Source organism: Luteolibacter sp., from assembly GCF_039920825.1.
GTDB lineage: Bacteria > Verrucomicrobiota > Verrucomicrobiia > Verrucomicrobiales > Akkermansiaceae > Luteolibacter.
On the sequence record NZ_JBDSCX010000044.1, the window covers coordinates 26,964 to 52,334 of the forward strand.

Here is a 25,371-nt window from a genome sequence, read left to right on the forward strand (position 1 = left end):
AGAGGGAGCGCCTCGTGCGCCCGGTTTCACACGGCGTATCGTGAAGGACATGCTTGGAGGCGTCGGCGGCGTTGAGGGTGATAGAAATACCCACCGACACTTCCGACAAGACCGACACGGGCGACATCATCGTGACACGGGACCTCCAAGCAACCGCAGCGAACCGACAGCCATTGCCACGGCCCGTCGATGGATGAGGAGAGGGCCTGCCCCGGTCTCACCGCATGCCTAGCAGTCGGGAAAGCGTGTTGGCCCGCGCAGATCAAAGCCTGTAAGGCCGCCAGTTCGCGATACGCTTCGAGCCCTCCGCGTCACACCTCTGAGAAAAGGCGGACCGACCGATCATCCCCCGGGAAAACCCATTAACCCAGGATGGCATCTCAGTCGGTCCGCATGTCGTATCGCGACAAGAGTAGAAACGCACCAAAGAGCCCAGTTCGTCTGGCACCGGGCATATTCTCCAAAATAAACTTTCCCATCGCCGTCGCACCTCAATCAGACAAAGGCGACCCCACAGCCGGATTTTCAATTCCATCCGTCCAGCATCGTCAGCAGCACCTCGTTATCCACGCTCTTCGCCGAATAACGGCACCATAGCGCTACCAGAGAAACTCAGAAGCTAACGAAAACGGATCATTTGAAATCTACAAGTGACTCACTTTCAATAGGTGCCGCTGGCCGGACTCGAACCGGCACGCCCCGAAGAGCAACAGATTTTAAGTCTGGGGTGTCTACCATTCCACCACAGCGGCTTTCCAGCAGGAATCCGGCATTGCCGCCTCTCCTCGCGGGGAGAATTCGCAGCTCGTTCCCGGCTTGTCGATGCTGATTTGCGATGACTCACCAACGACCGAGCACCGCCGCCAAGGTCAATGCCGTTGGCTCTCCCGCACGGACGAGTTTCTTCCCCACCGAAGCCTGTGGGAAATCCGCTTCAAGGCACGGTGAATCGCCCGGCGTATCCGCTAGCACCGGGTGTTGCGGTATGACGATGCTCCCCTGACACGCCTTCCCGCCCCACGGATCGATGTAGGAAATCGCGAAGGATCCGCTTCCTTTTTCGAGCTTACGGGGAATGGCCGTGACCGTGACGAAATGTGCGTCCAGTGGGACCCATAACTTGCCGCGTTTCACAAAGCGCCGCAGGCTGATGATCGGTGGCAGGCCTTTTTCCAGCGACGTATTGAGACGGGCGTGGACACGCTTGAGAAGTTTTTCAGGCGTCTCGCCGGAAGTCCGAAATAGGACTTCCTGGCTCACCTGCGGCAGGTAATGGCCCCGCGTCATTTCGTTGGCGATGTCGCAAAGATCGGTGAGATTCACGCCCTTTTTCGACCAGCGGGGACGCCCCTTGATGGCGACCGACGGCCGCATGCCATACTCGCGGATGATGGTGTAAATGCGTTGTTTGTCGGTTTCTCCGGTGATGGCGTTGGATGCGCGCTGCCATTCCGGATTTCCGAAACGGAAAGCGTTCAACAGCGCGGTGGGACCACAAGCATTTCCCGAGACGACGAGTTGGTTCGCAGTGATCGCAGTGGGATTCGGTGCTTCCCTCAGAGGGGGAGCCGCAGTCGCCAGCAGGCCCGAAGCAAGGAGCAGGCTACTTGCTAACAGGCGGAACATAGGTTTCGACGCGACTGTCGTTGGACGGCTTCACATCCCGGTGGCCGCCAGTTATAGAAACCGAGGAGCCGAAACGCAGATCCGTCGTGGGAACTCCGTTGATGGGAATGCGGATGGTTTGCACTCCGTTGGCGGGAAGCGTGGTGATGTTGGTATTGACCACTCCTCCGGGCGTCGAGATCTGAACATTGGTGTTAACCAAGGTCTCGGTTCCGCGGTTCTGGACCAGAACCTCGATCTGCCCGTTAGGATTCCCCGCGCTGGGCGGGATGACTCTTTGCGAAGCCACTGCGGCGTCATAGATGCTCGGGGTTTTTCCGTTCAAAACGCGGCCGATGTCGGGCATTCCAGCTCCCACCGCGGTATCGGTTCCCGCGGCTCCGGAGTCGTTGAGATAGCTGTAAAGGAGATCGACTGCCTGGCGGGCGGTGAGTTTGGCCGATCCGGGCTGACTCATCAGCGCGGCTATGGTACCAGTCACAATAGGGCTGCTGAACGAGGTCCCGCTGACTTTGGCGGCCTGATCGGCTATCCATGCGGCGTTGACTTCAAATCCGGGTGCGGAAAGCGAGATCTGGCTTCCAGTGTTCGAGAAATCAAGATGGTTGCCCAAAGCGTCCACGGCACCCACGGCGATGACACCGGAGTTCGCCGCCGGATAGGTCACCTGGTCCGTTCCGTTGTTGCCGGCTGCGGCAATGATCAATGCACCGGCAGCACGCGCGTATTCGATGGCATCCCTAACCAGTCCGCTGTCGCCGAAGCTGCCCATGGAAATGTTGATCAACTGCGCACCGCCATCGACCGCGGCGACGATTCCCTGAGCCAACAGGAAACTATCCGATTGTCCGAAATCGTTCGCGATCCGGATGGAGAGGATATTTGATCCCGGCGCGACTCCGGGCGTCAGCGAGGATTGTCCGATGATCATCGAAGCTACGGCGGTTCCGTGTCCGTTTTGCGCAGCGAGGTCGTATGGAAGATCGACCATATTGATGGCGGAAATACTGCTGGAAAACGCCCTGCTGGAAGTTACTCCGGTATCGAGGATGGCAATCCGGACTCCCGCACCCCACGCCGAATTATCAACGGTGATTCCCAGCCAATCGAGCAGCCCCGCTCCCAACCCCACCGCTCCCGGTTGGGTGGTTCCCTGCCCCGCAGTGGGAACATCAACCGGAAACACCAGCGACTCCTTTTGGCTGTCATCAAGCAGCGAGGCAAGGTCGTCGTAATCCAAAAACGCCACGCGCAAGGCATTCAAAGCATCGAGCCGACCCATCACCCGCACATGCTCCCCTGCCCGTTTGAGAAAATCCTCCAAGGCGGCGCGGTCTTTGAAAACCACATTCCGTTGCCCGGCGAGCGCTCCGTTTGCAGTGGCCTCATCATCGTGCCGATAGGTCGTGATGCGATCGCCCCGCCGGAATTTTGGCAAAGCCTCGTTTTCATCAACTACGAGCCGCTTGGGCTCGGTGGGGATGGCTTGTACACGCGCCGCCTGTCGGGGGGCGGCACTGTCTGCAATCCAGTAGCCTAGCAGTGCTGTCAGCGCGAAACCGAGGACGAGGAACAAGTGGCGACGACGCATGATCCACGAATAACCCCGAAAACCGGGAAACGGCAGGAAAAATTTTGCTCAATTTGTGAACAACGACCGGGAAACTAAGGTTTCACCGGGGGGACCTGCGGCATCATCCACGGTGGAAGATCGGAAAACGCTTGGACCGACGGTTGTTTATAACGCAGGTCCACCGAAGTGATGACGATGTCCCGCAGCCGTTCCGTGGATTTCCAGCTCACGGACTGTCCGCTGACCCATTGTCCGTTGCCGCTGAGGAACTGCACCTCGACGGCGTACATGTTGTAATCGTTGACTTTCTTGGAATGGGGAAACTGGGCGAATTTTCCCGGTGGGATCTGGGGAGTTACCTCGCCGGAAAGGAGGAAACGCACCGGAACAGGCGCAATATTGACGACTCTCACGTAGCCCATCGGGAAACTCTTGGTGTCGTCATCGAAGCTCCGGACATTGTAAGGGGTCTTTCCCTCGCCTTTTTCGCCGGGGGTGAACAAGAACAACTGGCGATCGGATTTCCCGAGCTCGGCTTTTCCAACAAGCACACGGATGGGTTTGCCATCCGCACCCACTCCTTTTTCCACATAAAATGCAGCCTCTTGATTTGCGAAGACTCCCTCCACGACTGGGGAAACATCGGTATAAAGCTCGACCTTCTGGACTGACTCCGGACCGCTTCCCGGGATGATCACCGTTCCGATGTCATTGACGCGTTCCAGGCAAAGCGTGCGGAACGCCACTTTCCGGGTATCCTCCGCGAATATCGCCGAAGTCGAAATGATGAGAGCTAGGCAGCCGGTGGATAGGTTTTTAACAGAGATCATGGGTTCAGCAAACGTGGTCTAGGAAATTTACAGGCAAAGGTCAAATCTCATCCGGGCTAAGCCAACGGAAGGCAACGACCTTGAACTGGCGACCGAAATTCAGATTGGCGGGAGCGGTGGCGACCGCCTCGGGAAGATCGGTGCTCTCGACGTATTCGGGCAAGCGTTGGAGGGTGGCCTCGCACCATGCCCGGGCGATGACCTGTCCGCTGGCATTGCGGGTATCGCCGTAGCTACGAATACGGAAGGTGTCCGAGCGGACGGAAACGAACGACCCGATAGCAGAAAGGATATCTCCTTGGGAAACTTCGCCGGGAGCGCCGGAGCCGGTGTTTTTATCAACAGCGCTCGGGTTGATCCAACCGTATCCGGAAACGTCGGCAGGAGCCACGGTGCGGGCGTTCAATTCCATCCCGACGTTGAGATTCGTCCGATCCAGCGCAGCTTGGATGGCACCCTTTTGCGACATCGGGTCGGATGCGGCACCAAGACGGCGGTTGACGAATTCGGACATCGAAAGAAATGGACCACGGGCTTTGACTTCTTCGACGATCGCTTTGGCAAGGGTGGAGATTTCGTTCGCGTCCAAAGTCCGGTAACTGTTCCAGAGTTTTTCCTTGGGAAGGAGCTTGCTGCCGCTGACGGGTTGGCGGACGCGTAAAAATGGTGTGCCGGCCGGATCTTTTTCGGTGGATCCACCCACTACCGGCACATCGCTGGTGGACAGAGCGGACAAAACCGAGGTCCATGCCGCGATCGACGTGCTGTTCACGTTGAATCCGCCACGCGTCAAGATATAGTCGGCCGACTGGGTAAAGGGAGCTGCGGAAAGCAAAGTACAGGCGGTGGTGGCCACTTGGCTCGCACTCTTGCCACTGGGAATGTAGGCGGCATTGCGTGGATTCGGCAGGGTTTTGGTGCCTGCAAAGAATGCGCTCGCCAGTTGTTGCTGCGTGGACGCCGAAGTGCCGGTATAAGCGGTTCCCTGAAGGGTGGATAAGGTGGAAAACCAGTATTTGTCCCATAACTGGTCATTTGCCAGCCACGAGCGATCCAAAACGGTTCGCGAAGAATCCGCTTTGACAAATGCAGCATCGGAGGGGACGGCGGGATGGGCACGGGATTCGCCGACGGTATAGGTTACGAAAGGTTCGCTGCCGAGGCTTCCCGCATTGGCATGGCGGAGTTGGGCGATCGACTGCAAGGGGGACATCGGGATTTCATAAAGAGTGGAATTGTTCGTCCCGTTGCGAGTGCCATGACCTCCGAACATGAAGGCCTGCAACGAGGTGCCTTTCGAGTCTTTGAGGCCGCCGGACTCGATCGCCACTCCCCCTTGTTTCACGGGGACCAAGCCGAATTCCAACGGGCTGGATCCTGCTGACGATTTGGTAGTGAAATCGCAAGTCGCCATCTGGAAGGCGATACCGGTATCCGTGATGGGGCGGCTCTTGGTAAACGACTCCATCGTTGTCTTGGCAGTCACACTGAAGACAGCGAACGGCCGGGAAAGAGCATAATCCTTGATCGGCCTCGTATTGGCCTCGTAGAGACTCATGGTGGTGATCGGACTTTCCGTGGACCGGGGACAAGTCTCGGGGAAGGACCGGGCGTCAGGGAAACGTTCGGACGTACCTTCCTCCATGATGGACTTCAGCCGCGTATTGTTCATGTAAAACACTTGAGTTCTGGCCACTTCTGGAGCGGACGTTCCCGATCCCATCCGGGTCGTGATGGAAAAACTGTTATCCGCAGTGGCAGGAGCCTGCGGAGCGTAACGAACCTTGATCCGGTCGTCCGCCTTGAGCATCACGACACCGTCATTCCGGCGAGTCGTAAGCCATGCGGAGCGATTTGCCGGCGCGAGCCAGTCCACATCGAACCCGATACCGACTTTCGAAGAGGTGATCATACCGGGAATCGAATAGGCACCAGCAGTCTGGTTGCTCTGCCAATCAAACATCAGTCCCGTCCCGCTGCCATTGCTGGAAGTTTCTGCCCCCCAATTCGTATCCGGCTTGAAAGGAGTGCCGAAAATTCTGGTTTCACCAGCACCCATCACGACTTCGGCCGCGCCGGTCAGGCTGTTGGAAAGTTGCATATTGAACGTCTTTTTCTGCCCGCCCGCGCTGACGTAGAAATTGTTCAGCGTGGTCAACCCGGAAGTTGTGGCGGGCAGATCGTTGATAAGAAAATCGAATGCCACGGGAATGTCCGAAAACTCCACCTGCAGGTTGGTGACTCGCAACGGCACGTTATACGGATTGTGCAACGTGATGACCGGCAAGTACATCAGATGGAGCATGTAGGGATAGGTCGCGTTCGCCCGCCCCGCATGGGCGTCATGGGTGACGAGACTGAAAAGGGTATCGACCCGAACCACGGTGGGCATCATCAAAGGTTGTTTGAGAATGGCCATGTTAGGCTCATAGCGGGTCTTTTTGAGGGTGGTATCGCCAATGGATCTGAGGATCCCCGAGGGCGTGGTGGCTTTCATCCCGTCCCGCGGGTTGTCATTGGATGTGGTCCGGCGATAAAGTCTCGCATAGTTCGCATACAAGCTCCACTGCACGTCCGAACTCGTCGCCGCTCCTTGGAATGGAGTTGTTGTATCCGAGTAAAGATAGCGGCTGCCGTAGTTCCCCACATTCAAGGCAGCTCCGGAAGTTCCCTCGAACAGCATGCTGAGATCGGTCTTCAATCCGCCGTTGGCGACATCCACTTGGAGTGAATTGGAGGAAACCGTGAAATCGTGGAAGTACTTGGCAACGGCATCCGTGGACGTACTTTTCAAGCTGGCCTGATTGAGAGTCACAAGCTTCGGCAGCGTCTCTTTGAGTTTGGTGCGATCATCCTTCAAAAAGTCCATCTTTTCGACCGTCTCAAAGCCGTTGCGAGCCGACGAGCCAACCTGCGTAATGGTTTCCCCCAGACCTTTCGGTTCTTCCGACGGAAGCAAATCGATCCGCCCTTTGACCCCTTCATCCAAGGTAACATACGAAATCGCACCAGTAGCGGATTTCGTTTTGCCAGTGGCGATGGTTACCAAAGGAGCGCTGATTTCCGCACTGCTGTTACCGGAACCCACACTTATCGGACCGACAAGCTTCTGTGCATTCGAAGACACCGCTGGCAACTCCTTGGGATCCTGATCTTTGGCGGGATCGGAATCCGACATCAGGTAGCCGAGAAAATTCTTCCCCCCTTTGGCGGAGGTGTAGTCCGGGCTGGAAACCGGCGGCCGCCAGGATTTCCATACCCCGGTCACTCCTGTAGGCGCGGTGCTGTTCACCAGATTGGCAGGAGCCGTAATCCGCTGGTCCGGTCCGGCCGTCTTTTGCAATTGGCCGATCGCAAGCATCAACGCCAGCCTCGCGTTGGAACGAGCTTTGGCCATCGCGTCTCCCTGTCCCGAGGAGCGGAGCGAGATACTCGACAAAGTCAGTAGCCCAACGGCGATCACTGTTAGCAGGATCATCAGCGACAGCGTGACGATAAGAGCGAAACCTTTCGATTGAAACTGAGGTGGGTTTATTTTCATGGTCTTGGGCTAAATGAGGATTCTAGGAAGGATTCGAACTTGTCTACGGGAGAGGACGCTTACCTTGGTAGATTGGAAGACATCGAATTCAAAAAGGTCGGGGTTTTAATGGGTTTCCAGCCTTGATGAGTCCAACACTTACCAAATTCAGCAACTGGTCTTCAAACTATCATTTTGTAACTACAATGTCCATTACCCAAGATGGGTTATTTCTTCTCCCCCTTTCGGGGGATAATTGTATTATCATATGACAAAACAAGACGGTGGGGGTAATTGTATTTCGGATGGCGCATCGCGCGGGTTTCAAGCAGGTTTTGGCCGTGACGACTGAGGCCAATCGCTCCCCATCCCCGAAAAACACTAACTCCGGGCGCTGGTTCCTTGTCCTCCTCGGGCTTTCCTTGGCGTCGATCGGCGGCCTGTTTGTCGGACTTCTTGGACGCAGCTTCATGCGAGCTTGGAAAATGCGCTCATGGCCCGAGGTAAGTTGCGTGATCCTTTCCTCCGAAATCGAGGAAAGGCGCCATGATGAGTTCTCCCCCACAGAATACCGCCAGAACCTGACATACGGCTACGAGTGGCAGAAACAGCCGTTCACAGGCAGCCACCTGACCCTGCGGGAAAATCCATGGTCATCAAACCGCGAGCTGGTAGAACAGCGCTCACACGATTTTCCCGAGGGAAAAGTGACAACTTGTCGGCTCAATCCAGCCTCACCGGAAATCGCCGTCCTGAAAACCGATTCATTGGCACCGGGGTATTCCATCTGGTTTCCAAGCCTGTTCGTCATCGGCGGCCTGGGAATCAGCGTGCGCGCACTGCGCAAGAGCTGAAAAATTCGCAGTCACAAGGTTTTGATTGCGTCGTCTCGATTTCGTGACTTAAACTCGCGTCCCGGCGATGCGTGGCATGGCAAAATGCTTTGCGCGGAAATTTCCGGGTCATTTTTTCACATTCCAAAGACGCGATGAATCCAGATCGAGCGACCCTCAACTTCCTCAACAGTTTTCCCGAGGAGGCTAGAAAAAGGGGTGAAATGCTTCAGAAAGACGGTGCCGTTACCCAGATTTTCGGAAACCACCTTTTCATCCAAGGCCGGGTCGAGGACGAAGCTGGCACTTTCCGCACCAGCCTCCGCCTGCAAGGCAACCGTTGGTTCGGCTCCTGCACCGCAGAGGACGAGCTGATCGCCGGTGCCTGCCAGTATGCGACGATGATGGAGCGCATGCACCGCGGCGAGGATCTGCCGGAGTCGCCTAACGAATTCGACGACACGCCGGTGCTCGACATCATCGAGGAAAAACTCGGCCGTGAACTCGACGACAAGGAAGCGGATTTCGTCACGAAAATCGAAAAGCGCTACCGCCGCTATGTCATCGAGGGCGAGCTCCACGACCACGACATGGTCCGGATCACCCCGCGTTGGGAAATCACTACCTACGAGCCGTTAGAGCTGTGGCCGATGCCGCCCGGCGACATCCTGGAGTTCTGGAACTACATCGCCTACGCCTTCTACAAAAAGAAACTCCCCTACCCCGAGTTCATGAGCGTGATCACCGATCTCGGTCACGTGCAGAAAAAAATGGCGGACTGGGAACAGGAGCGCGAAGTCGCCGCCTGGTATGAGCGTATCGAACAGGTCAACGAACGCCCGCCGCAGGACGCACCGCTCAACGTCGGCTTCCGCTTGGTAGCCACGATCAACGAGGCCCGCCTCGAAGTGAAGGAGGAGAAGGCCGGCGTGTGGATCCAGCTCCGCGAGAAAAACGACATCGAGAACTACGTCAACCTCCACCACGAGGCCGCCCTCCTGATGGACGCCTCCAGTCAGACGCTGTGGGAACACTATCTCGCATTCTATCGAAAATACGGCGACACCACCCTCGACTTCGACCAGGAGGAATCCTGCCGGTTCATGAACCGCGTTTTCCGCCAGCCCGCGCTCAAGGGCTACATCGTCAACCTCGACGAAAAGGAATTCAAGGTCGTCGAGGAAAAGCTCTCTTGGGTCTGCGAGGACGATCCATACGATCCCAAGAGTTTCGCACTCCAGCTTGTCACCGCATCCGGCGAAAACGTCTCCCACTCGGTCCGACTGCTTCCCGGCCGCAAGGAACTCTATCAGTCCGACGAAACCGTTTTCCCCGGCCCGCCACGCTGGCTTGAGGAAACCGACGTCATGCCGCGCTACCTGATTCCGATTCGCGTCATTGACTCGCTCGAAGGCGTGGAATTCCTCAGAAAAATCGGCGCGTCTCTTCCCGAGTCGCTCAAGAAACGCGTCGTCGATCTTGAACTGAAACCGAAGTTCTCCATGAGCCTCGTCGCCGGCCTAACCGCAGCAGAAACCGAGCACCTTGTCATCGATGTCAACGCCATCGAAACCAAGGGCCGCCGCACCGAGCGCCTCACCAAGGAAGGCTGGGAGCTCGCCGAACAACAACCAGTCAAAGGCAAGCAGCTCCTCCGCTTCGCCCGTGAGGATCTCTATCCAGTCCCTTCCATCCTCGATGAGATGGGCCTCACCTACGACGAAAAGCTCCTTTCGTTCAAATCCCGCATCACCAAACAATTCCCCGAAAAATTCGCGGAATGGATCAAGGCGATGCCGGAAAACATCGAGCTCGATATCGATCTCCGCCTGCGTTCGATCCTCGCCGATCCCGTCACCGCCGCCGTCCGCTTTGAAGTCGTCGGCCAGGACATCGACTGGTTCGACCTCCGCATCGTCATCGACGTGCAGGGCGTCAATCTATCCAAAGCCCAGATCCGCCAACTCGTCGCCGCCCGCGGCGGTTACGTCCGGATGGAAGACGGCTCTTGGATGCGCCTCGAAATCAAACTCGATGCCGACCAGCGCGAAGCGGTCACCCGCCTCGGTCTCGATCCCTTCGATCTCTCCGGCGAAACCCACCGGATGCACGCCCTCCAGCTTGCCGATCCGAAGGCCGCCGAAGTCTTCGACCCGAAGGCATGGGAACGCATCAAGAACCGCGCCAGCGACATCCAGCTCGAAGTCAACCCGGATGTCCCTTCCGAGCTCAACGCCACACTGCGGCCCTATCAGATCGACGGTTTCAAATTCCTCGCCTATCTATCGGTCAACAATTTCGGCGGAATTCTCGCCGATGACATGGGTCTTGGAAAAACCATCCAGTCCCTCACCTATCTGCTCTGGCTGTTTGCGGAGCACGCGAAAACCGGTGGCATCAAAAAGCCGGCCCTCGTTGTCTGTCCGAAATCCGTTCTGGACGTCTGGTTCAGCGAGGCGGGAAAATTCGCTCCCAACCTCAAGGTCAAAATCCTCAAGAACCGCGACGATATCGATGTTCCCCACATTCAGAACAACATCGACATCCTCGTCCTCAACTACGCCCAGCTCCGCGTCTGCGGCGAGGAACTCAACGGCATCAAGTGGCTCACCACCATCCTTGACGAAGGTCAGCAGATCAAGAACCCGGACTCCAAGGCCGCCAAGTGCGCCCGCGAGCTCGATTCCCAAAACCGCCTGGTCCTAACGGGAACGCCGATTGAAAACCGCTTGCTCGACATGTGGTCGCTCATGGCCTTCGCCATGCCCGGCGTGCTCGGCAGCCGTGCCTACTTCAAGAAGCGCTTCGACAAACGCAAGGACCCGCTCAGCCAGACCCGTCTCGCCTCGCGTCTCCGCCCGTTCCTGCTGCGCCGGACAAAATTGCAGGTTGCCCAGGACCTTCCGCCACGGACCGAAGAAGAAGTTTACTCGAAGATGGAAGGTATCCAGGTCGAGCTCTACAAGAACGAGCTCAAGCGGATCCAGAAGGCCTTGTTAGGACTCGATTCCGACGAAGCGGTGAAGAAAAACTCCTTCGCCATCCTTCAGGGTCTGATGCGCCTGCGCCAGATCTGCTGTCACCCGGGTCTCATCGATCCGAAGTACCTCAAGGAGGAATCCGCCAAGATGGAATCGCTGTTCTATCTGTTGGATCAGCTCCACGAGGAAGGCCACAAGGTGCTCGTCTTCTCGCAGTTCGTCTCGATGCTCGACCTCATCAAGGCGCGCCTCGAACTGGAAAACCGCCCCTACAACTACCTCACCGGCCAGACTAAGGACCGGAAAGGCGAAATCGAGCGCTTCCAGACGACCAAGGACCCGTCCGTCTTCATGCTCTCGCTCAAGGCGGGTGGCGCCGGCCTCAACCTCACCTCGGCATCGTATGTCATTCTCTACGATCCATGGTGGAACCCCGCCGTTGAAAACCAAGCCATCGACCGAACCCACCGGATCGGTCAGAAGAACAAGGTCATCGCCTATCGCCTCCTCACCCGCGACACCGTGGAAGAGAAGATCCGGATCCTTCAACACCAGAAGACCCAGCTCGTCACCAACGTGCTCGGCGACGAAGGCTTCGCCTCGAACCTCGGTCTGGATGACCTCCAGTTCATCCTCACCCACAACATCGACGAGGACGACGAGATCAAATAAGATCACTCCCCTTCCACAAAGCCCAAGCCGCTGGTTTCTCCGGTAGCTTGGGCTTTGTTTTGTGTATGTGCACTCTCGCCTATTCCTTCCGAACTCCCTTTCCCGCCGTTCAATTGACAGCTCGAAGCGCTGCCCCTATTCTACCCACATGAACGCGATCACGATGGAGTATCCGGAAACGTGGCTGATACCCATGGGAACCGATGCCCTCCACTTCGCACAGGATACCAAGATGGCGGCCGCGGTGAAACTCTTCGAAGTGGGCAAATTCACCAGTGGCCAAGCCGCGCAATTCGCGGGCGTGGGACGCCGCGAGTTCCTGCTCGGCTGTCGGGAATGGGGAGTGGACAGCGTGAATTGGGACGAAGCGGAAATCGAAGCTGAGTTCTCCACACCGCTGCCCAGCCGCGTATGAGCACCGTGGTTTGTAACGCGGGTCCGCTCATCGCACTGGCCGGGATTGGGCAGTTGGGCATTTTAAGGGATTTGTTCGACGTGGTATTTGTGGCTCGGGAAGTAAGGAACGAGGTAGAGGCGGGCGGAAGCAAGGGAGCCGGAGCTAATCTGTTATCCAACGCGCCATGGATTCAACAGTCAGACTTTCAGATCAGGATCGATCCATTGCTGGAATCCCTGCTAGACAAAGGTGAGGCGGCCACCATCGCCCTTGCCATCCATTCATCCGCATCCCTGATCCTGATGGACGAACTGAAGGGCCGTAGGATCGCACGCGGCATCCATGGTCTTGCGGTAATCGGCACCGGACGGCTTCTCGTCGAAGCCAAGCGGGCCAACCTGATCGGCGAAGTGAGACCATTGATCGACCGGATGCGGAGCAACGGCTACTGGCTATCGGACAGGATCGTAGCCGAAATTGCCCGGCTCGCCGGAGAATGAGGATCGATTTTATTCCGGCGGCGACCCGTAGAATCCATGTTTCATCAGGTCATCGAGTGTCCGAGGCTGAAGGGTATCGGCCATCACGCTGAGAATGTCACCTACCCGATGGGCGAAATCCAGCATCCGCTTGTAGCGGCGAAAATCTTCCTCAGTTACCAGCTTGGGACGTGTCCTTACCCGAGCGTCCAGTTCGTTGAACTTATTGTCCCAATACAGCGCACGATCGAATCGTTGTGTCTCGTTTGAGAATTCTGCATCCGGCAGAGCGAAGCAGCGCACCCTCTTCAAAAATTCCCTACCGTCCATCTTACTCTGTCGCCAAACCTCCAGCAGCTCGAACATGCAATAAGGTGATTCCAAATACTTCTTGCTCAGAATCACGAATACCCGGTCCTGCTCAGCCAGCCTTTGCATGAACTGCGTGAGCCGCTCTCCCAATCCCAATGCAGTTTTGTCCCGGAGGACGGTAACGCCATCTTTTTCAGCCCGTTCGCAGAGTTCGTCCACAAATTTGGTGCTTTCATCCGTCCATGCGTAGGAGACGGCGTAGGTCCTGCCATCCCTCGGCTCTTGAATGAATTCAAGACTCGTCTCCTTGTCCTGATCTTCATCCGGTTCTCGACTATTCCGCATCGGCAGCCCCTTCATCACCCGCAGCAGATCTTCGTTTTCCTGTTCACGTCCCCATTGGCGACAACCGGCATGATAAGCCGCTTGCTCGACGGATTTGGAGATCTCACGGATCAGAGCTTTGGCATCTCCGCCCTTGGTCTCCACCTTGATATGCATTTCCTTTCCCGAATAGCCGGTCGAAATCTGCCGGATTCTCACCCTGCTGCGGGAATTCTTCTCATACCCGCAGAAACCGCCTTTCCAGTAGAGCGCATCGATCCCCGCCATAGCGCCCACCTTGGAAATCACGGCGGTAACCAAGCCCGGATGTTCGTAAGGAAAATCATAGATATGCGACTGGTCCGGACCTTCCTCTCCCCATCGAGCGGTTAGCTCGTCTGTTACGTCCTCCATCGGTGGCAACAGATCAGGCGCGATATATTCCTTCTCCCCATCTTCCAGTTCCCGGAGGACGAAGCAGATGCCACAGGACTCCATCATGCTGAGGAATAGCAATTGTTCGTCCCGACTGTGACCCTGCCACACCAGAGCCTCCAGCAAGGCGCGGGTGAAACGCCCGTTCAGACAGCGGAGCTGCCGCCAACATTGCGTCCTATGGAAAACCGTATAAATCGCCTCCAGCGCCCACCCCTGATCCAGAATGATTTGATCGCCAAACAGCCCCGGCCGGTGGAAGATCACCCCGCATTCGTGCAGATAGGAGAGCAGGGCCGACGGATCAGACACTCCGCCCTCGTTCTTACAAATCCCCTGGAAAAACTCTTGGGAAACCAATCGATGCTGGCGCTCGCCCACCGGTCTGGAGGCATCGACCTCGCGGAGGGTTTCAAGCCGGCGCTTTACCCGAAGCCGCCCGGCACCGATCTTCACCTCACCTTGCTTGGAACGCATCCACTTTACCGCATCCGTCAGTGCTTCCCTGAGAGCCGAGAGTCCGCGTGGTGTGGCAGAACTGTGATGGAGTAGCTTGTGATAGGGGAATTTTCCCAACAGCCCGGCCTGCAGCGGAGGATGACCCAGCTCATCCTCAGGCGTATCACAGCGGCATTGCACAATCAGCAACGGGTTTTCCTTTCCTCCCAAGTGCTTCATCATTTGCAACCAATAGTCCAATTGGTGGTTCCGAAAGGTCATACCCTGCCACTCATCCTCATGCAGGTTTTCAGAATCCGGTGTCCATAGAATCACGAAAACTGCCCGCGTCCGCATGAAGAGCGCGTGCGTGCCGTGATAGAGATCCTGACCGCCGAAGTCCCACAGATGTAGACGATCATTTCCCAGCTCGGTGCTGGAAACCGTAATCCCGTGAGTGCTCTCCGCGTCTGCTTTGAACGCTTCCCCCTTGAGCTGCCCGCAGAGCTGCGTTTTCCCAATTCTCCCGTTGCCCAACACGATCACCTTCACATCCGGCAGCAGTTCCTCCCCCGCTTCGAGGTCTCGGAAGTGGCTGCGCAGTGCTTCCAAGCAATTCTCAGTCTGAAACAACTCAGGCGGTGTCCCGACTAAATGGACTCCTATAAACTCCAATCTCTCCAGTGCCGGGGAATTCAGCAGTTCTAGCGGAAGGTTCGTAATCCTGCATCGAAGCAGGTTAAGCGACCAGAGATTGACCAAGGATTTCAACGGACCCAAATCCGTAACCAGCGTTTTACCGCACCGAAGCATACGGAGATTGATCAAATTCTTCAGAGGACTAAGGTCGCGGATTCGGGTGCCGGAACAATCCAGAGACTCGAGGCTGGTCAAGCCGCTCAACGAACTCAAATCATCGATCCGGGTCCAAGAGCAATTCAGCCACTGCATGCTCTTTAAACCACTCAGTGGAGTCAGGTCGCCAACATGACTATTAAAACAATCAAGCGCCCTCAAATTATCCAGATTCGAAATCTCATCAGGCAAAACATCGAGTTCGTTCAACCCCGATAGATCAAGATTTCCCGTCTTTTCCTCCGCTTCTATCGCGATCCGCCGTCTTGCTTCATCGAAGCACTCGTCCCGATTCATACCGATAGTCTGGCGGGATGACTCTGGAAAACAAGTCCGCCGTGGGAGTGGCTCGCTCTTCACGGCGGAGATTTCAAAAAGCGCTGAGGCCAATAACGGCAAGCCGATGGACACTATTTCCGAAACCGCGCCAACTCCGGCGTCGTTCACGGCGCTGAGGTTATTGCACGGTGACTCTGCTGGAGAGGCCAGTGAGGGTAAAACGCCCGATCCTCATCCATAGGCAGGGAGGTCGAAACAGCAGGCGCAATGTGCGTTCATCATCCGTGGGGAGCTAATCCAGTACAGCGCGCAGGATCGGCCAGAAAAACAAGGCTATCGCCTACCGCATCCTCACCCACAACATCGACGAGGACGACGAGATCAAATAATCCGGAAGCCCCTATCAACCATCAGCGAAAAGCCCAGCATTGCTGCCGGGCTTTTTTGTCGGATAACCGAACCTTGATGAATCAATGGACCGGTTGCCGGAAGTCATGGCGACTATAGACCGTCGCCGACTGAGCCTAAAAAAGGCCGGGCATTGCTGCCCGGCCTATCGAAACTATTCGCGCGGATGGATCCGGGTGATCTTCGATCCCTGGAGACCGATGCCACCCATCAGACCACGTTGGTTGAAGATGAAGGCGTAGGTTCCCTTGTCGAGAGTGGTGGTGGACATGGTTGTGGCCATTCCCTTGTCCACGACGACCAGACTCGGGCTGCTGCCGATGTCCCAGCCGCCGCTGCGATTGAGGCTGTCGAACGCCTCCTTATCCACGAGGAAAAGCGCGTAGCCGAATTCCTGAACCCCGGCCTGGAGTCCGTAGGACGCCGCGGTGGTCTGATAGAAACCACCAATCTCTCCGCCGCCGCGGATCAACGCTCCATTTCCAGCCTGAGCTCCCACGATGAGGCCTCCCTTGACGATCGACGGGAACACCAGCACACCTTTTGCCTTTTTGCCGATGGCTTTGGCTGCGGGGTTCTGGGCGTAGAGCGATGCCAGCGCCTTGCGCGAATCACCGGCGATTTTCGAACCGCTCGAAGTGGAGGCGTTCGCGTTGGTAATCGGGTCGTTGGTGGCGCAACCGGGAATAAGTGTTAGAGTGCCGGCGGACGTCAAGGCGAGTGCGAGTATTTTCGATTTCATGATTTTGGTTTTCTAGGGATAGACGTCCCGTTTTTATTCTTCCGGCCCGGGATTTCCAGTAAAAATATCAGTTACACCAATGAATCCGGGACATCGATCCGGTTACCGATCGGGTTTCACTGCCGAATCCGTTTCGGCGGGTTTCACGACCTCCATCCCGGGCCGACCGGCACGGATCAGCGCGGAGAAATCCGGCGAATCGCCTGCTGCTTTCGCGGTGGGATTAATCAACGCCCGCTGTTTCAATTCGGTAAAAGACAGCCCGTCCGTCACGAGGTTGTGGCGTTCGTACATGAGTTCGTCGCCCTTGCCGTTGACCAGCATTCGCCAGTCCCACCGCGAGCGCTCGGCTGCGGGATGCTGGTGCCGGATCGCCGTGGTGCAGTTCGTCGTGATGGCATTATACCACCGCGGATGATCACGAAGCGCGTTGATGGAACGGACATACTCGCGAAAACGCTCGCGGCATTCGGCCGGCCCGGCCGTAAGGCGGAATAGATAGACATCCTCGTTCTTCCGGTAGTTGGTCCGGACGCGGATGATGTCACGCTCGTCGGCGGCGATGTAAACCAACTCGAACTGCCGATAGAGTCCTCCGATCGCGGAGTAGCTCTGCCCCACCTTGTAGCGCGTCTCGATGGAAAAACACAGTGGCGGGGCATCCTCGAACTGAAAACTGAGAATCGGATGCGCCATCCACGGAGATCCCCAATAACAGATCGCCATGTCGACATGGGTGATCTTCGAAAGCCTCACCGTCCGGTCTTCCCAGCGCGCCGTATAGTTGCTCTCCGTCCGATACTCGCAGTTGCGTACGTTGTGCAGAATCACTTCATCCCCATCGACCTCAGCCCACGGAAGCTGCGCGACATCGTCCTGCCAGTCACCCACGTTGGTTGGTTTGAGCGAGAGCCACCATGCCAGCACGATGGCGAACCAGAGGCCGAAAATGGAAAGTTTGCGACACCAACGCTTCACGAAAATGAACACCGCGAGGATCGCAACGACTTGGACCATCGCCAGCGCCTTGGACGGACCGTCGAAATGCAACGCTCCGTACGCCCACGCCAATGCGATCACGATGACCACAGCGACTACTGCCACTCCACAACAGCGGAGAATCCCCATCCTTGTTGGCGTTGAGGACATCACGGCTGCGTTTCGGTTAACTTGACCACGGGAAGCCGTCCATCGGTGTGCCACGGGTCGCCGCCTCCGTTCCTGCCCTGCAAGACGGTTTGATAGCCATCGATCCAGGTCGTTTCCAGGACATGCTTTGCAGCGCTCAGTTCGGAAATGAGCATGTCACGTTCGGTGTCCACGTCGGCAGCGATGTGATGGGTGACCTGCCCTGTCGTCCGGCTGAGTTCGACACCGATATCGTGGGTCGCCGAGCCAAGCCACAGCGGACGACCGTCCTTCGGTTCCTTGGATTTCCACAGCCTCACATGATGGCGTTCTTTCGGGCTGTGACCCACCGGTTTTTCAAACGCGAGATCCTCCTTCCGTCCGAACAGATAGAGCGTGCTCACCGGGGCGTTCGGATCCGGCTTGTTGAAAACGGTATCCACCGCGATGCGCACACTGCTGTCGAAACTCAGCGGGTCGGCAGGATCCCAACCGGCCGCGTGCAGGGCGAGGACGACATCGGCTTCGCTGCCGACGAGGGAGATATCGAGCGGATCACCGGGAAGCCCCGTTCCCGTCCGCGTGAGGTGTTCGCCGGCTTCAAGGTCGGGATGCCTGTGGACCTTCCTCCGGTCCAACTGCGGCATCACGATGTAGGCAATCAGCAGATAGATCGCGAGGAGGACGAGAACGATCTTGCCCCAGTGCGAGGCTCTCCGGCGCGGGTGGGATGCGTGGTCGGACATTACCGTGAGGATTTGAGGTTCTCCCGGAGGATGCGATCCACTTCGGCAATCGCCTGGCTCGTTTGGTGCGCGCCATGATGCGATGGGACGACCAATTCCGAACGAGCACCACTCTGATGACTGCTCCAGTAAGGCACGACGCCGTCGCTCGAATTCGGTGAATCCCCTTTCCCGCGGTCACCGGCGATGGTGTGGTATGGGATGTCGGGACTGATCGGTATTTCATTCAGGGCAACCACGAAATCATTGTTAGGAGCCAGCGTATCCACGCTGTCCGGGAACCGGCTGATGTGCTTTAGCCCGTTCGCGCTCCGCTGATAGCGGGCGTCGTCGAGCCCGATACTCACCATCGTTGCCGGTAGTTTCACGAGGCGGGTGAAAGCCTGGCCGAGCCAGTTGGTTGCAAGGTCACTGCCGCGATGAGGCGTGGAAATGAAGATCACACGGCCGATTTCAGGGCGATGGCTGAAGATCGAGGACTCGGTAAGGATGTGCTTGTCCTCGGAACTCACGTCCATTTTCTCCGGAGGAACGGTGAACATCTTATCCCAGATGCGGTGCCCGCTGTCGGTGATCAGCACACGGCTGATGCAGCCGCCCATGCTGTGGCCGATCACGACCATCTTCTTCTTCGACGGATAGCGCTTCTCCGCCTGATCGAGTTCCTGCCGGAGAATGGCGGCCGAATACGGATAGGGATAGCCACTCGGATAGCTGTAGAACCAGAACTGATAGTGGTCGCGGATTTCGGGATCGCCCCGCAGATGATTCAGTAACGGAAACCACGTGGTGGGAGACGAAGCCAGGCCATGCACCAAAAGCACCACAGTCTTGTTAGGATTGTAGGGCTCCAGCCTCGCGATCCGGGTGGTGGCGGCAAACTCCGCGGGATGGAGCAACCGCGGGATGTTCAGTTTTTCCGGCTCCATCTCCACCAGCATCATCGCCAGCGGAGCGGTATAGTCCGCGGCGAGCGGCCAAGTACGCTGACCGACGCGCACCGTTTCCTGTTCGAGCGGCTCATCGATTGAAATTACGCAACGCGATCCGACGAAGTTGGCCGTGGCGGTCACATTATAGTAGAAATGCGGCGTCGGTGCCAGCTCATGGACTTGATCGGCGATTCGCTTCGCAACCAACGGCGCACCGATCCCGGCCTTGACCTCGCGGACATCCATGTATTTCCCCGTGATCTTAAGTTCGTCGGAGGGGATGAAATCGTATTTCGACGGGTTCCGTTCGGGCCGTGAATCGTGTTCCCACGCCAGCGTGTGGGAGGCCAGCCTGATTGGCGCGGTCCAAGGTGTTAGCTTGGAGGTCCGCAGGGTTCCGCAGATTCTGGAGACGGCGAAGTTATAATCCCGCATGGCCTGGTCATCCGCCGGGTTCCGTTCGAGCTTGTGCCATGCGGTTTCCGCCGCTCCGACATATTCATCGATCATCACCAGCGGGTCCGTGCTGGTCTTGACCGTGAATCCCGCGAGCTGCGGCTTGATCACCTTCACCGTGGCGAATTTTGCACAGCCCGCCAATGCGAGAGTCGTCAGGAGGGTTAGATAAATCTTCATGATTTTGAATCGGTGTCTTGGGAAACGGTCGCCGGCGCATACATCGAAACCAGCCGGGAAATCAGGATCGCCACATAGAGCATGCCGGTGATCGCCTCCATGAAGGCCAGCGTGCGCGCCGCTTTTGAAACGGGAATGATGTCGCCGAAATCCAGCGTGCACAATGACGTGTAGCTGAAATAGAGGGCGTTGAAACTCGTCATCGTCTGGGGATCCCTGGGGTCGGTATGGATCGAAAAGGCATTCGGATTGAGCTGGCCCGTGATCAGATAGGCGGAGGTCCAAAGCAGGCCGAACATGAGGTAAACGGAAATTGCCGCGCTGATCACTTCGGAATCAACACGCCTGGCATTCATGATGAAACGCAGGATGCAGACGATGATAAACCCGATGAACAAGACGCTGCAAACGAGATGAGCCGTCGGTGGAACCAGTTTCGGAAACAGGTGGTGGAACCAATTGACCAAAACTGTCGGAAACAGCAACCACATCGCCAGCCCCAGCATTTTACGCTGCCCTCCCACCGCAAGGCCGGCCGAGATCAGGACCAAGGTCATCAATGCGGTCTCAACGTACTTTCCGTTATGGGAATTCTCGATGAACGGCGTGGCCGCGATCAGCAAAACCAGCGCGCACAAAAGATGCACCGTCGAGTATTTCCATACCCGGTGGCGGCGGACGTTCTGCGATAGGAGCGTCGTGGCAGTCATTAGAATTCGGCCTGTTTCTGGTCCGTCGTTTCCCCAAACTCACGCGGCAGATAACTGGCGGGAGCAGGACGATCGCTTAGCTCTTCGGAAACAGGAAGGTGATGGCGAAGCGCAGTCCCCACTCGGGACCACCGTCGGGACCATCCGCATACCAGCGTCCGCCCAACTGGAACTGCACCGGCACCTCGCCGATTTTCACAAGCTGGGCCACCGCCAGGTTGATCGGAGCCGACAGTTCGCGGTTCTCCCAATCATAAGTGGACTCGGTGTTGAGGGAAAACGTCGTATGCATCTTCGTCGTGTAGGAAACGAAGGGCTGCACAAAGAGCGCGCTCACCTGTTCGTCACTCGCGCCGAACGACCAGATCTGGTTGGCTAACATCCCGTAGGTCCAGCCGTCCTTTTGTTTCAGCGCCACGACCGTCGGGCCGGCACCCCATTGATTGTTTCCCAACAGATCGTCGCTGGCGGTCGGCAGGAGAAAGGCAGGTCCGACACCCCAGATCAATCCGCCCGCGGTCGGCTCTTTCGGCGAGAAGAAGAAACTCTGGGTCGTGTCTCCCAGACCGGAAGCGCTATCAATGCCGGTAGCCGGCGACTCGGCATCGATCACCGGGAGGATGGTCCGGGAAATGACATTCCAATCGGCATTGAGCGTGATCGGCACCACCGGCTGGATCTTCAGCGTGTATTTGTAGGCATCCTTCGGCCCGATGCCAAAGTCCCAGTTGGATTGCAGCGGCACGCTGATCAGCGCGGCGACCGGATTGTTCAGTTGCTCGGCAAGCTTGGCCTGCTCGTCGGCGGTGGATGCCGCGACTGTCGCCGCGTGTAGGGGCATCGTGCACGCGAGGATTTCCAGAGCGAGCGCGGTGGTTGTTAGTTTCATGGTATTGGTATTCTATCGGGGGTGGAGTAAGACCTGTCGGAAGACACGCGGGCAAGGTCCGCACGATTTCCCGACTGCACGATAGGAATGTATTTCCCCCGAAACATCAAGGCTGATGATTCATCGAAAAATCAAGGCACGTCCCTGTCCGAGGAATGGCCTGAAGAATGCATCGACACCAGCCGCGACACGAGCACCGCCATGTAGAAGAGTCCGGTCACCGCCTCCAACACCGCCAGCATCCGGGCGAAGTTGGACACCGGCGCGACGTCCCCGTAACCCACGGTACAAAGCGTGATGAAGCTGAAATAAAAGGCGCCGAAGCCGTTCATTACGGTGCCGGCCGGCAGCGTGAACGCGGCCGGATTCACGCGGGCCACCAGCATGTATGCCGGCACCCACAGCAATCCTAACAGCAAAAAACCGGAAACCCCGGCACAGAGCACGTTCCCATCCACGCGCGGCGCCCGCACGATGAAACGCAACAGATGCGCCACGACGAATCCGAAGTAAACAATCGTCCCCACGATGTAAACGAGCGGAGAGATCCGCTCCGGGTGGAAATGGTTGATCCACTTGCCCGCCAGCGGAGGGACCAGCAGCGCCAGCGCGATCAGATGGGTCCGGCGGCGGCCTCCCACCGCCCGCACCGCCGCGAACATGACCACGGTCAGCACGATCGATTCGATCAGATCTCCGTCGGCCATCTCCTGCACGAACGGCAATGTCACCATGAAAATCCCCAGCGCGACCAGCAGCTTGACGGCGGCGTGATTCGATCCGCAACTGTTGGATTTCGGCGATGACGACATCGGTTGGAACAGGTTTGGCCCGCGGCTTCCGTTAGCGCCCGCGGACCCTTTCGGATGAAAGATCCGCAAATCAGGGTGTCTCGACCAGGATCGCCATGGCCTCGGTCCTGCGGATTGTCACGGTATCCCCCACCTTCACCTTCTTCAGGTCGATGTGGTCGCCTACCTTGAGAGTCTTCGAGACACCGTCCTTGTTTTCAAATGTCACCTTGCGGGCGGTAGTGTCGATAGCAGTGACCTTCACGACCGACCTCACCGTATCCGCCGTGACCACTCCCGGCTTGGCACCCAGCGGCGTGAGGCCGACAGTCGAGGTATCCGTGGTGCTCATGGTCTTGCCCTTGTCCAAATAAACGGCGAGCTCGTCCATCATCGTGATTTTGACCTGATCATTGATGTGGATCGAATAAAAGTTTACCACTTCCGGGCCGCAGGTGACCGTCTTGCGCTTACCGTCGGACAACGTGAGTGTGAGTTTGCGGTTCGCTTTGTCGATGGAGGTCACCGTCGCGGTGGCCTTGAACGTGTCGATGACGGTGGTGCCGGTGGCGGATTTTTTCACCTCGGTGTTCTGCTCTCCGGGGATGGAGGTGGAGCAGGAAGCGAGGGCGAGCAGAGCCGCTGGCAGGAGCGCCAGTGCGGCGGATTTGATGGGGTTGGTCTTCATAGGATGGGAGGCTAACATGATTTGTTGTTTAGTGGTTGCTAGGGAATTTTTCGCTCCAGGGCGGATGTGACGGACAGTCTTACTGGTGATAGGGAGTCGCTCCGTTCGTTTCAACATCGAATGTGGGAACTAGCTCAGCGACCCGGCTAGGTTTGTCAGATTCTGGGGCAGGACGCGGACAATGCCGTGCCGGGGGCTGTCGATGTCCGCGATGAACATGAAGGAGATCGAGACGAGCACCGGCAGGACATGCAGCATGCAGGACCTCGCGGTCAGGCTGCGCGAACCATAGCCGACGAGCATGTTGCAACCGATGCCGATAACGCCCATCATCCCCCATGCCGCCAGCGGAATCCGGTTCCAGTAGCCGGCCTGGGTGAAACGCTGCGAGTTCAACACGTCGTTCAAGCCCGATACGGTCAGGGCGATGACCGGGGTCGGCCGCGCATCGGCGGCTGTCATGACACAGGACCACATCCCGGCTTCCAACACGGCCGTGCGGGCGGCGATCGACCGGAGTTCGGAGTCGCCGGCAGTCTGATAGAAATTGATCCGCTCGCCGAGGTAGAGCTTCAGCATCGTCCGCAGCTTTTCCGCATCGGAGGCGGGCAACAGGCCGGCGCGGACGTATTCCGTCTCGATTGCGATGGCCTCCGCGGCCTCTCGCCCCTTGTGCAGGTCGTACCTAACCATGGCCATGGAGAAGCTGAATCCGATGATCAGTCCCAGCAGGGTCAACGTCGCTCCCAGGATCACGACAAAGTCCGCGCGCAATTCCTCTTCCAACTGGCACTGTCGTCCGATCAGCCGTCTGCCGAGCCGTGCCGAAAGCCACAAGAGCAGCAGGGAAACCGCAAACACCAGCAGCGGGTGATGAATCAGGCCGTACATGGTTATTTGTAAGGGGACAGGTGCCTATCCGTAAATCCAGGCTTCGGTGCCGGGTTTGAAAATGGAGTCGGGAGAAATGAGACGGCAACAATGGAGCCAACCAAGACCGGTGGAGGAACGTTCGTTGGGTCAGTTTCACTGGCGCCGGATCGTATTGGGGGAGAAATGGTTTTCATCATGTTTCAATGGGATACCTCGAAGGCGAAAATTGTCTTCCAATCGTTCTTCATGCTGATCACCTCCCAACTGCTCTTCTTCGCCTCAGCCATGAGCGCGTCGCTGAACGTGCCAATCTTCGACTCCGCACCGTAAGCGAACTCGCGCTCGGCGTCATCGTGATGCACCAGCATCATCAACCGTGCGCCGCCACCGGCTTGCGTCCACTCCAGCATTTGTTGGTCTCCATCGGAATTGCCGAAGGCGGCGATGGGGCGGCGGCCGATGTGCGAATTGATGCCAGCCGGTTTGCCGGTCTTGTCGTCGATGAAATCGATCTCCGGCAACCGCACCAGCACCGGCTTGCCGTCGCGCATTTCATACGTTGTTTTGATGCTGCTGCCGATGACCTGTTCGGGCGGGATACCGTAAACTTTCTCCGTCCATGGGCGCATGAACTCGATGCCGCCACCGGAGACGATGAAGGTCTTGAAACCATTCGCGCGCAGATACGCGAGCAGTTCGACCATCGGCTGATAGACACACTCGATAAGGGGCTTCTTGAATTTCGGATGCTCCGCGGTTGCGATCCATTCTCTAACGACCTGCTCGAACTCCGCCGTGGTCATCCCGGCGTGGGTGGCCATGACGATTTCCAACATCGCCTTTTCACCACCCGCCAGTGCGGCCTTCACATCCCCCTTGAGCAGCGAAGCAAAAGGCTCCTTGTCCTTCCACTCGGGATGTTGGGGCGCGAGCACTCCCACACGGTGAAGCGCGAAGAGCATTTGGAAATACATCGGCTGCTCCGCCCAGAGCGTGCCGTCATTGTCGAAGGTGGCGATGCGCCCGGCGGGCGGCACGAAGTCGGAACTCCCTTCCTTCGTTACTTTTCCGACGAAAGCCGTGATGGCTTTTTTGGCAGGACCGTCATTCCACGCGGGGAGCGGGTCCTGGGCCTGAATGTGGGCGAGCCCCGCGATGGCCACAGCCAGGAGGGCGATGTGGGTATGGATCGTTTTCATGTTCTGGTTTGCCGGTTTTGTTCATTTCGCTAGTGAATACGCGGGCCACATCAGGGAGAGGCAGTCCGCGTGGTT

19 protein-coding genes and 1 tRNA gene are annotated in these 25,371 nt (G+C 57.4%); 4 read left to right on the plus strand and 16 right to left on the minus strand.

Features of this window, described 5'->3' with window-relative positions; genetic code table 11:
- Positions 1-669 precede the first annotated feature (669 nt).
- The 5 genes from ABIQ96_RS14460 to ABIQ96_RS14480 all read right to left on the minus strand — a co-directional run bounded on the left by ABIQ96_RS14460 (position 670) and on the right by ABIQ96_RS14480 (position 7,570).
- A tRNA-Leu gene (locus ABIQ96_RS14460) sits at positions 670-752 on the minus strand.
- 88 nt (positions 753-840) lie between these two features.
- A complete protein-coding gene (locus tag ABIQ96_RS14465) occupies positions 841-1,626 on the minus strand; it encodes a hypothetical protein (protein WP_348215318.1) in 786 nt (261 codons plus the stop codon).
- The gene (locus ABIQ96_RS14470; RefSeq protein ID WP_348215319.1) at positions 1,604-3,217 is read right to left on the minus strand and encodes a S8 family serine peptidase; all 1,614 of its coding nucleotides are present in this window, start codon (positions 3,215-3,217) and stop codon (positions 1,604-1,606) included. The genes ABIQ96_RS14465 and ABIQ96_RS14470 overlap by 23 nt, the downstream gene beginning before the upstream one ends.
- A gap of 74 nt (positions 3,218-3,291) precedes the next feature.
- Positions 3,292-4,029 carry a hypothetical protein gene (locus tag ABIQ96_RS14475; protein ID WP_348215320.1) on the minus strand — a complete coding sequence of 246 codons (738 nt, stop codon included), beginning with the start codon at positions 4,027-4,029 and terminating at the stop codon, positions 3,292-3,294.
- A gap of 40 nt (positions 4,030-4,069) precedes the next feature.
- Positions 4,070-7,570 carry a hypothetical protein gene (locus ABIQ96_RS14480; RefSeq protein WP_348215321.1) on the minus strand — a complete coding sequence of 1,167 codons (3,501 nt, stop codon included), beginning with the start codon at positions 7,568-7,570 and terminating at the stop codon, positions 4,070-4,072.
- A 284-nt stretch (positions 7,571-7,854) separates the two neighbouring features.
- On the opposite strand from ABIQ96_RS14480, the gene ABIQ96_RS14485 reads away from it, so the two are divergent.
- The 4 genes from ABIQ96_RS14485 (at position 7,855) to ABIQ96_RS14500 (ending at position 12,932) form a co-directional block, all read left to right on the plus strand.
- Positions 7,855-8,403 carry a DUF3592 domain-containing protein gene (locus ABIQ96_RS14485; protein ID WP_348215322.1) on the plus strand — a complete coding sequence of 183 codons (549 nt, stop codon included), beginning with the start codon at positions 7,855-7,857 and terminating at the stop codon, positions 8,401-8,403.
- A gap of 134 nt (positions 8,404-8,537) precedes the next feature.
- On the plus strand, positions 8,538-12,035 hold the full coding sequence (locus ABIQ96_RS14490; protein ID WP_348215323.1) for a DEAD/DEAH box helicase: 3,498 nt from the start codon (positions 8,538-8,540) through the stop codon (positions 12,033-12,035).
- A 148-nt stretch (positions 12,036-12,183) separates the two neighbouring features.
- A complete protein-coding gene (locus ABIQ96_RS14495; RefSeq protein ID WP_348215324.1) occupies positions 12,184-12,450 on the plus strand; it encodes a UPF0175 family protein in 267 nt (88 codons plus the stop codon).
- Entirely contained in the window at positions 12,447-12,932 is a 486-nt protein-coding gene (locus ABIQ96_RS14500; protein ID WP_348215325.1) for a DUF3368 domain-containing protein, read from the plus strand. Before ABIQ96_RS14495 ends, ABIQ96_RS14500 begins: the two co-directional genes overlap by 4 nt.
- A gap of 9 nt (positions 12,933-12,941) precedes the next feature.
- Here the strand turns inward: ABIQ96_RS14500 and ABIQ96_RS14505 are convergent, their stop codons facing one another.
- The 11 genes from ABIQ96_RS14505 to ABIQ96_RS14555 form a co-directional block, all read right to left on the minus strand.
- The gene (locus ABIQ96_RS14505) at positions 12,942-15,485 is read right to left on the minus strand and encodes a COR domain-containing protein (RefSeq protein ID WP_348215326.1); all 2,544 of its coding nucleotides are present in this window, start codon (positions 15,483-15,485) and stop codon (positions 12,942-12,944) included.
- Between the two features lie 631 nt (positions 15,486-16,116).
- Positions 16,117-16,704, minus strand: a complete 588-nt coding sequence (locus tag ABIQ96_RS14510) for a YSC84-related protein (RefSeq protein WP_348215327.1) — start codon at positions 16,702-16,704, stop codon at positions 16,117-16,119.
- A gap of 102 nt (positions 16,705-16,806) precedes the next feature.
- Positions 16,807-17,808 (minus strand): DUF4105 domain-containing protein, encoded by a 1,002-nt coding sequence (locus ABIQ96_RS14515; RefSeq protein ID WP_348215328.1) that lies wholly within the window; start codon positions 17,806-17,808, stop codon positions 16,807-16,809.
- Positions 17,809-17,852: 44 nt separating this feature from the next.
- On the minus strand, positions 17,853-18,578 hold the full coding sequence (locus tag ABIQ96_RS14520) for an LssY C-terminal domain-containing protein (RefSeq protein WP_348215329.1): 726 nt from the start codon (positions 18,576-18,578) through the stop codon (positions 17,853-17,855).
- Positions 18,578-20,146 (minus strand): alpha/beta fold hydrolase, encoded by a 1,569-nt coding sequence (locus ABIQ96_RS14525; protein WP_348215330.1) that lies wholly within the window; start codon positions 20,144-20,146, stop codon positions 18,578-18,580. The genes ABIQ96_RS14520 and ABIQ96_RS14525 overlap by 1 nt, the downstream gene beginning before the upstream one ends.
- Positions 20,143-20,856 carry an ion channel gene (locus ABIQ96_RS14530; protein ID WP_348215331.1) on the minus strand — a complete coding sequence of 238 codons (714 nt, stop codon included), beginning with the start codon at positions 20,854-20,856 and terminating at the stop codon, positions 20,143-20,145. Before ABIQ96_RS14530 ends, ABIQ96_RS14525 begins: the two co-directional genes overlap by 4 nt.
- 76 nt (positions 20,857-20,932) lie before the next feature.
- Positions 20,933-21,697 (minus strand): transporter, encoded by a 765-nt coding sequence (locus ABIQ96_RS14535; protein WP_348215365.1) that lies wholly within the window; start codon positions 21,695-21,697, stop codon positions 20,933-20,935.
- A 179-nt stretch (positions 21,698-21,876) separates the two neighbouring features.
- Positions 21,877-22,557 carry an ion channel gene (locus ABIQ96_RS14540; RefSeq protein ID WP_348215332.1) on the minus strand — a complete coding sequence of 227 codons (681 nt, stop codon included), beginning with the start codon at positions 22,555-22,557 and terminating at the stop codon, positions 21,877-21,879.
- A 70-nt stretch (positions 22,558-22,627) separates the two neighbouring features.
- Complete coding sequence (locus ABIQ96_RS14545) at positions 22,628-23,242, minus strand: hypothetical protein (protein ID WP_348215333.1); 615 nt, start codon at positions 23,240-23,242, stop codon at positions 22,628-22,630.
- Between the two features lie 111 nt (positions 23,243-23,353).
- Entirely contained in the window at positions 23,354-24,115 is a 762-nt protein-coding gene (locus ABIQ96_RS14550) for a hypothetical protein (protein WP_348215334.1), read from the minus strand.
- A 182-nt stretch (positions 24,116-24,297) separates the two neighbouring features.
- Entirely contained in the window at positions 24,298-25,296 is a 999-nt protein-coding gene (locus ABIQ96_RS14555; RefSeq protein ID WP_348215335.1) for an HAD family hydrolase, read from the minus strand.
- Positions 25,297-25,371 lie beyond the last annotated feature (75 nt).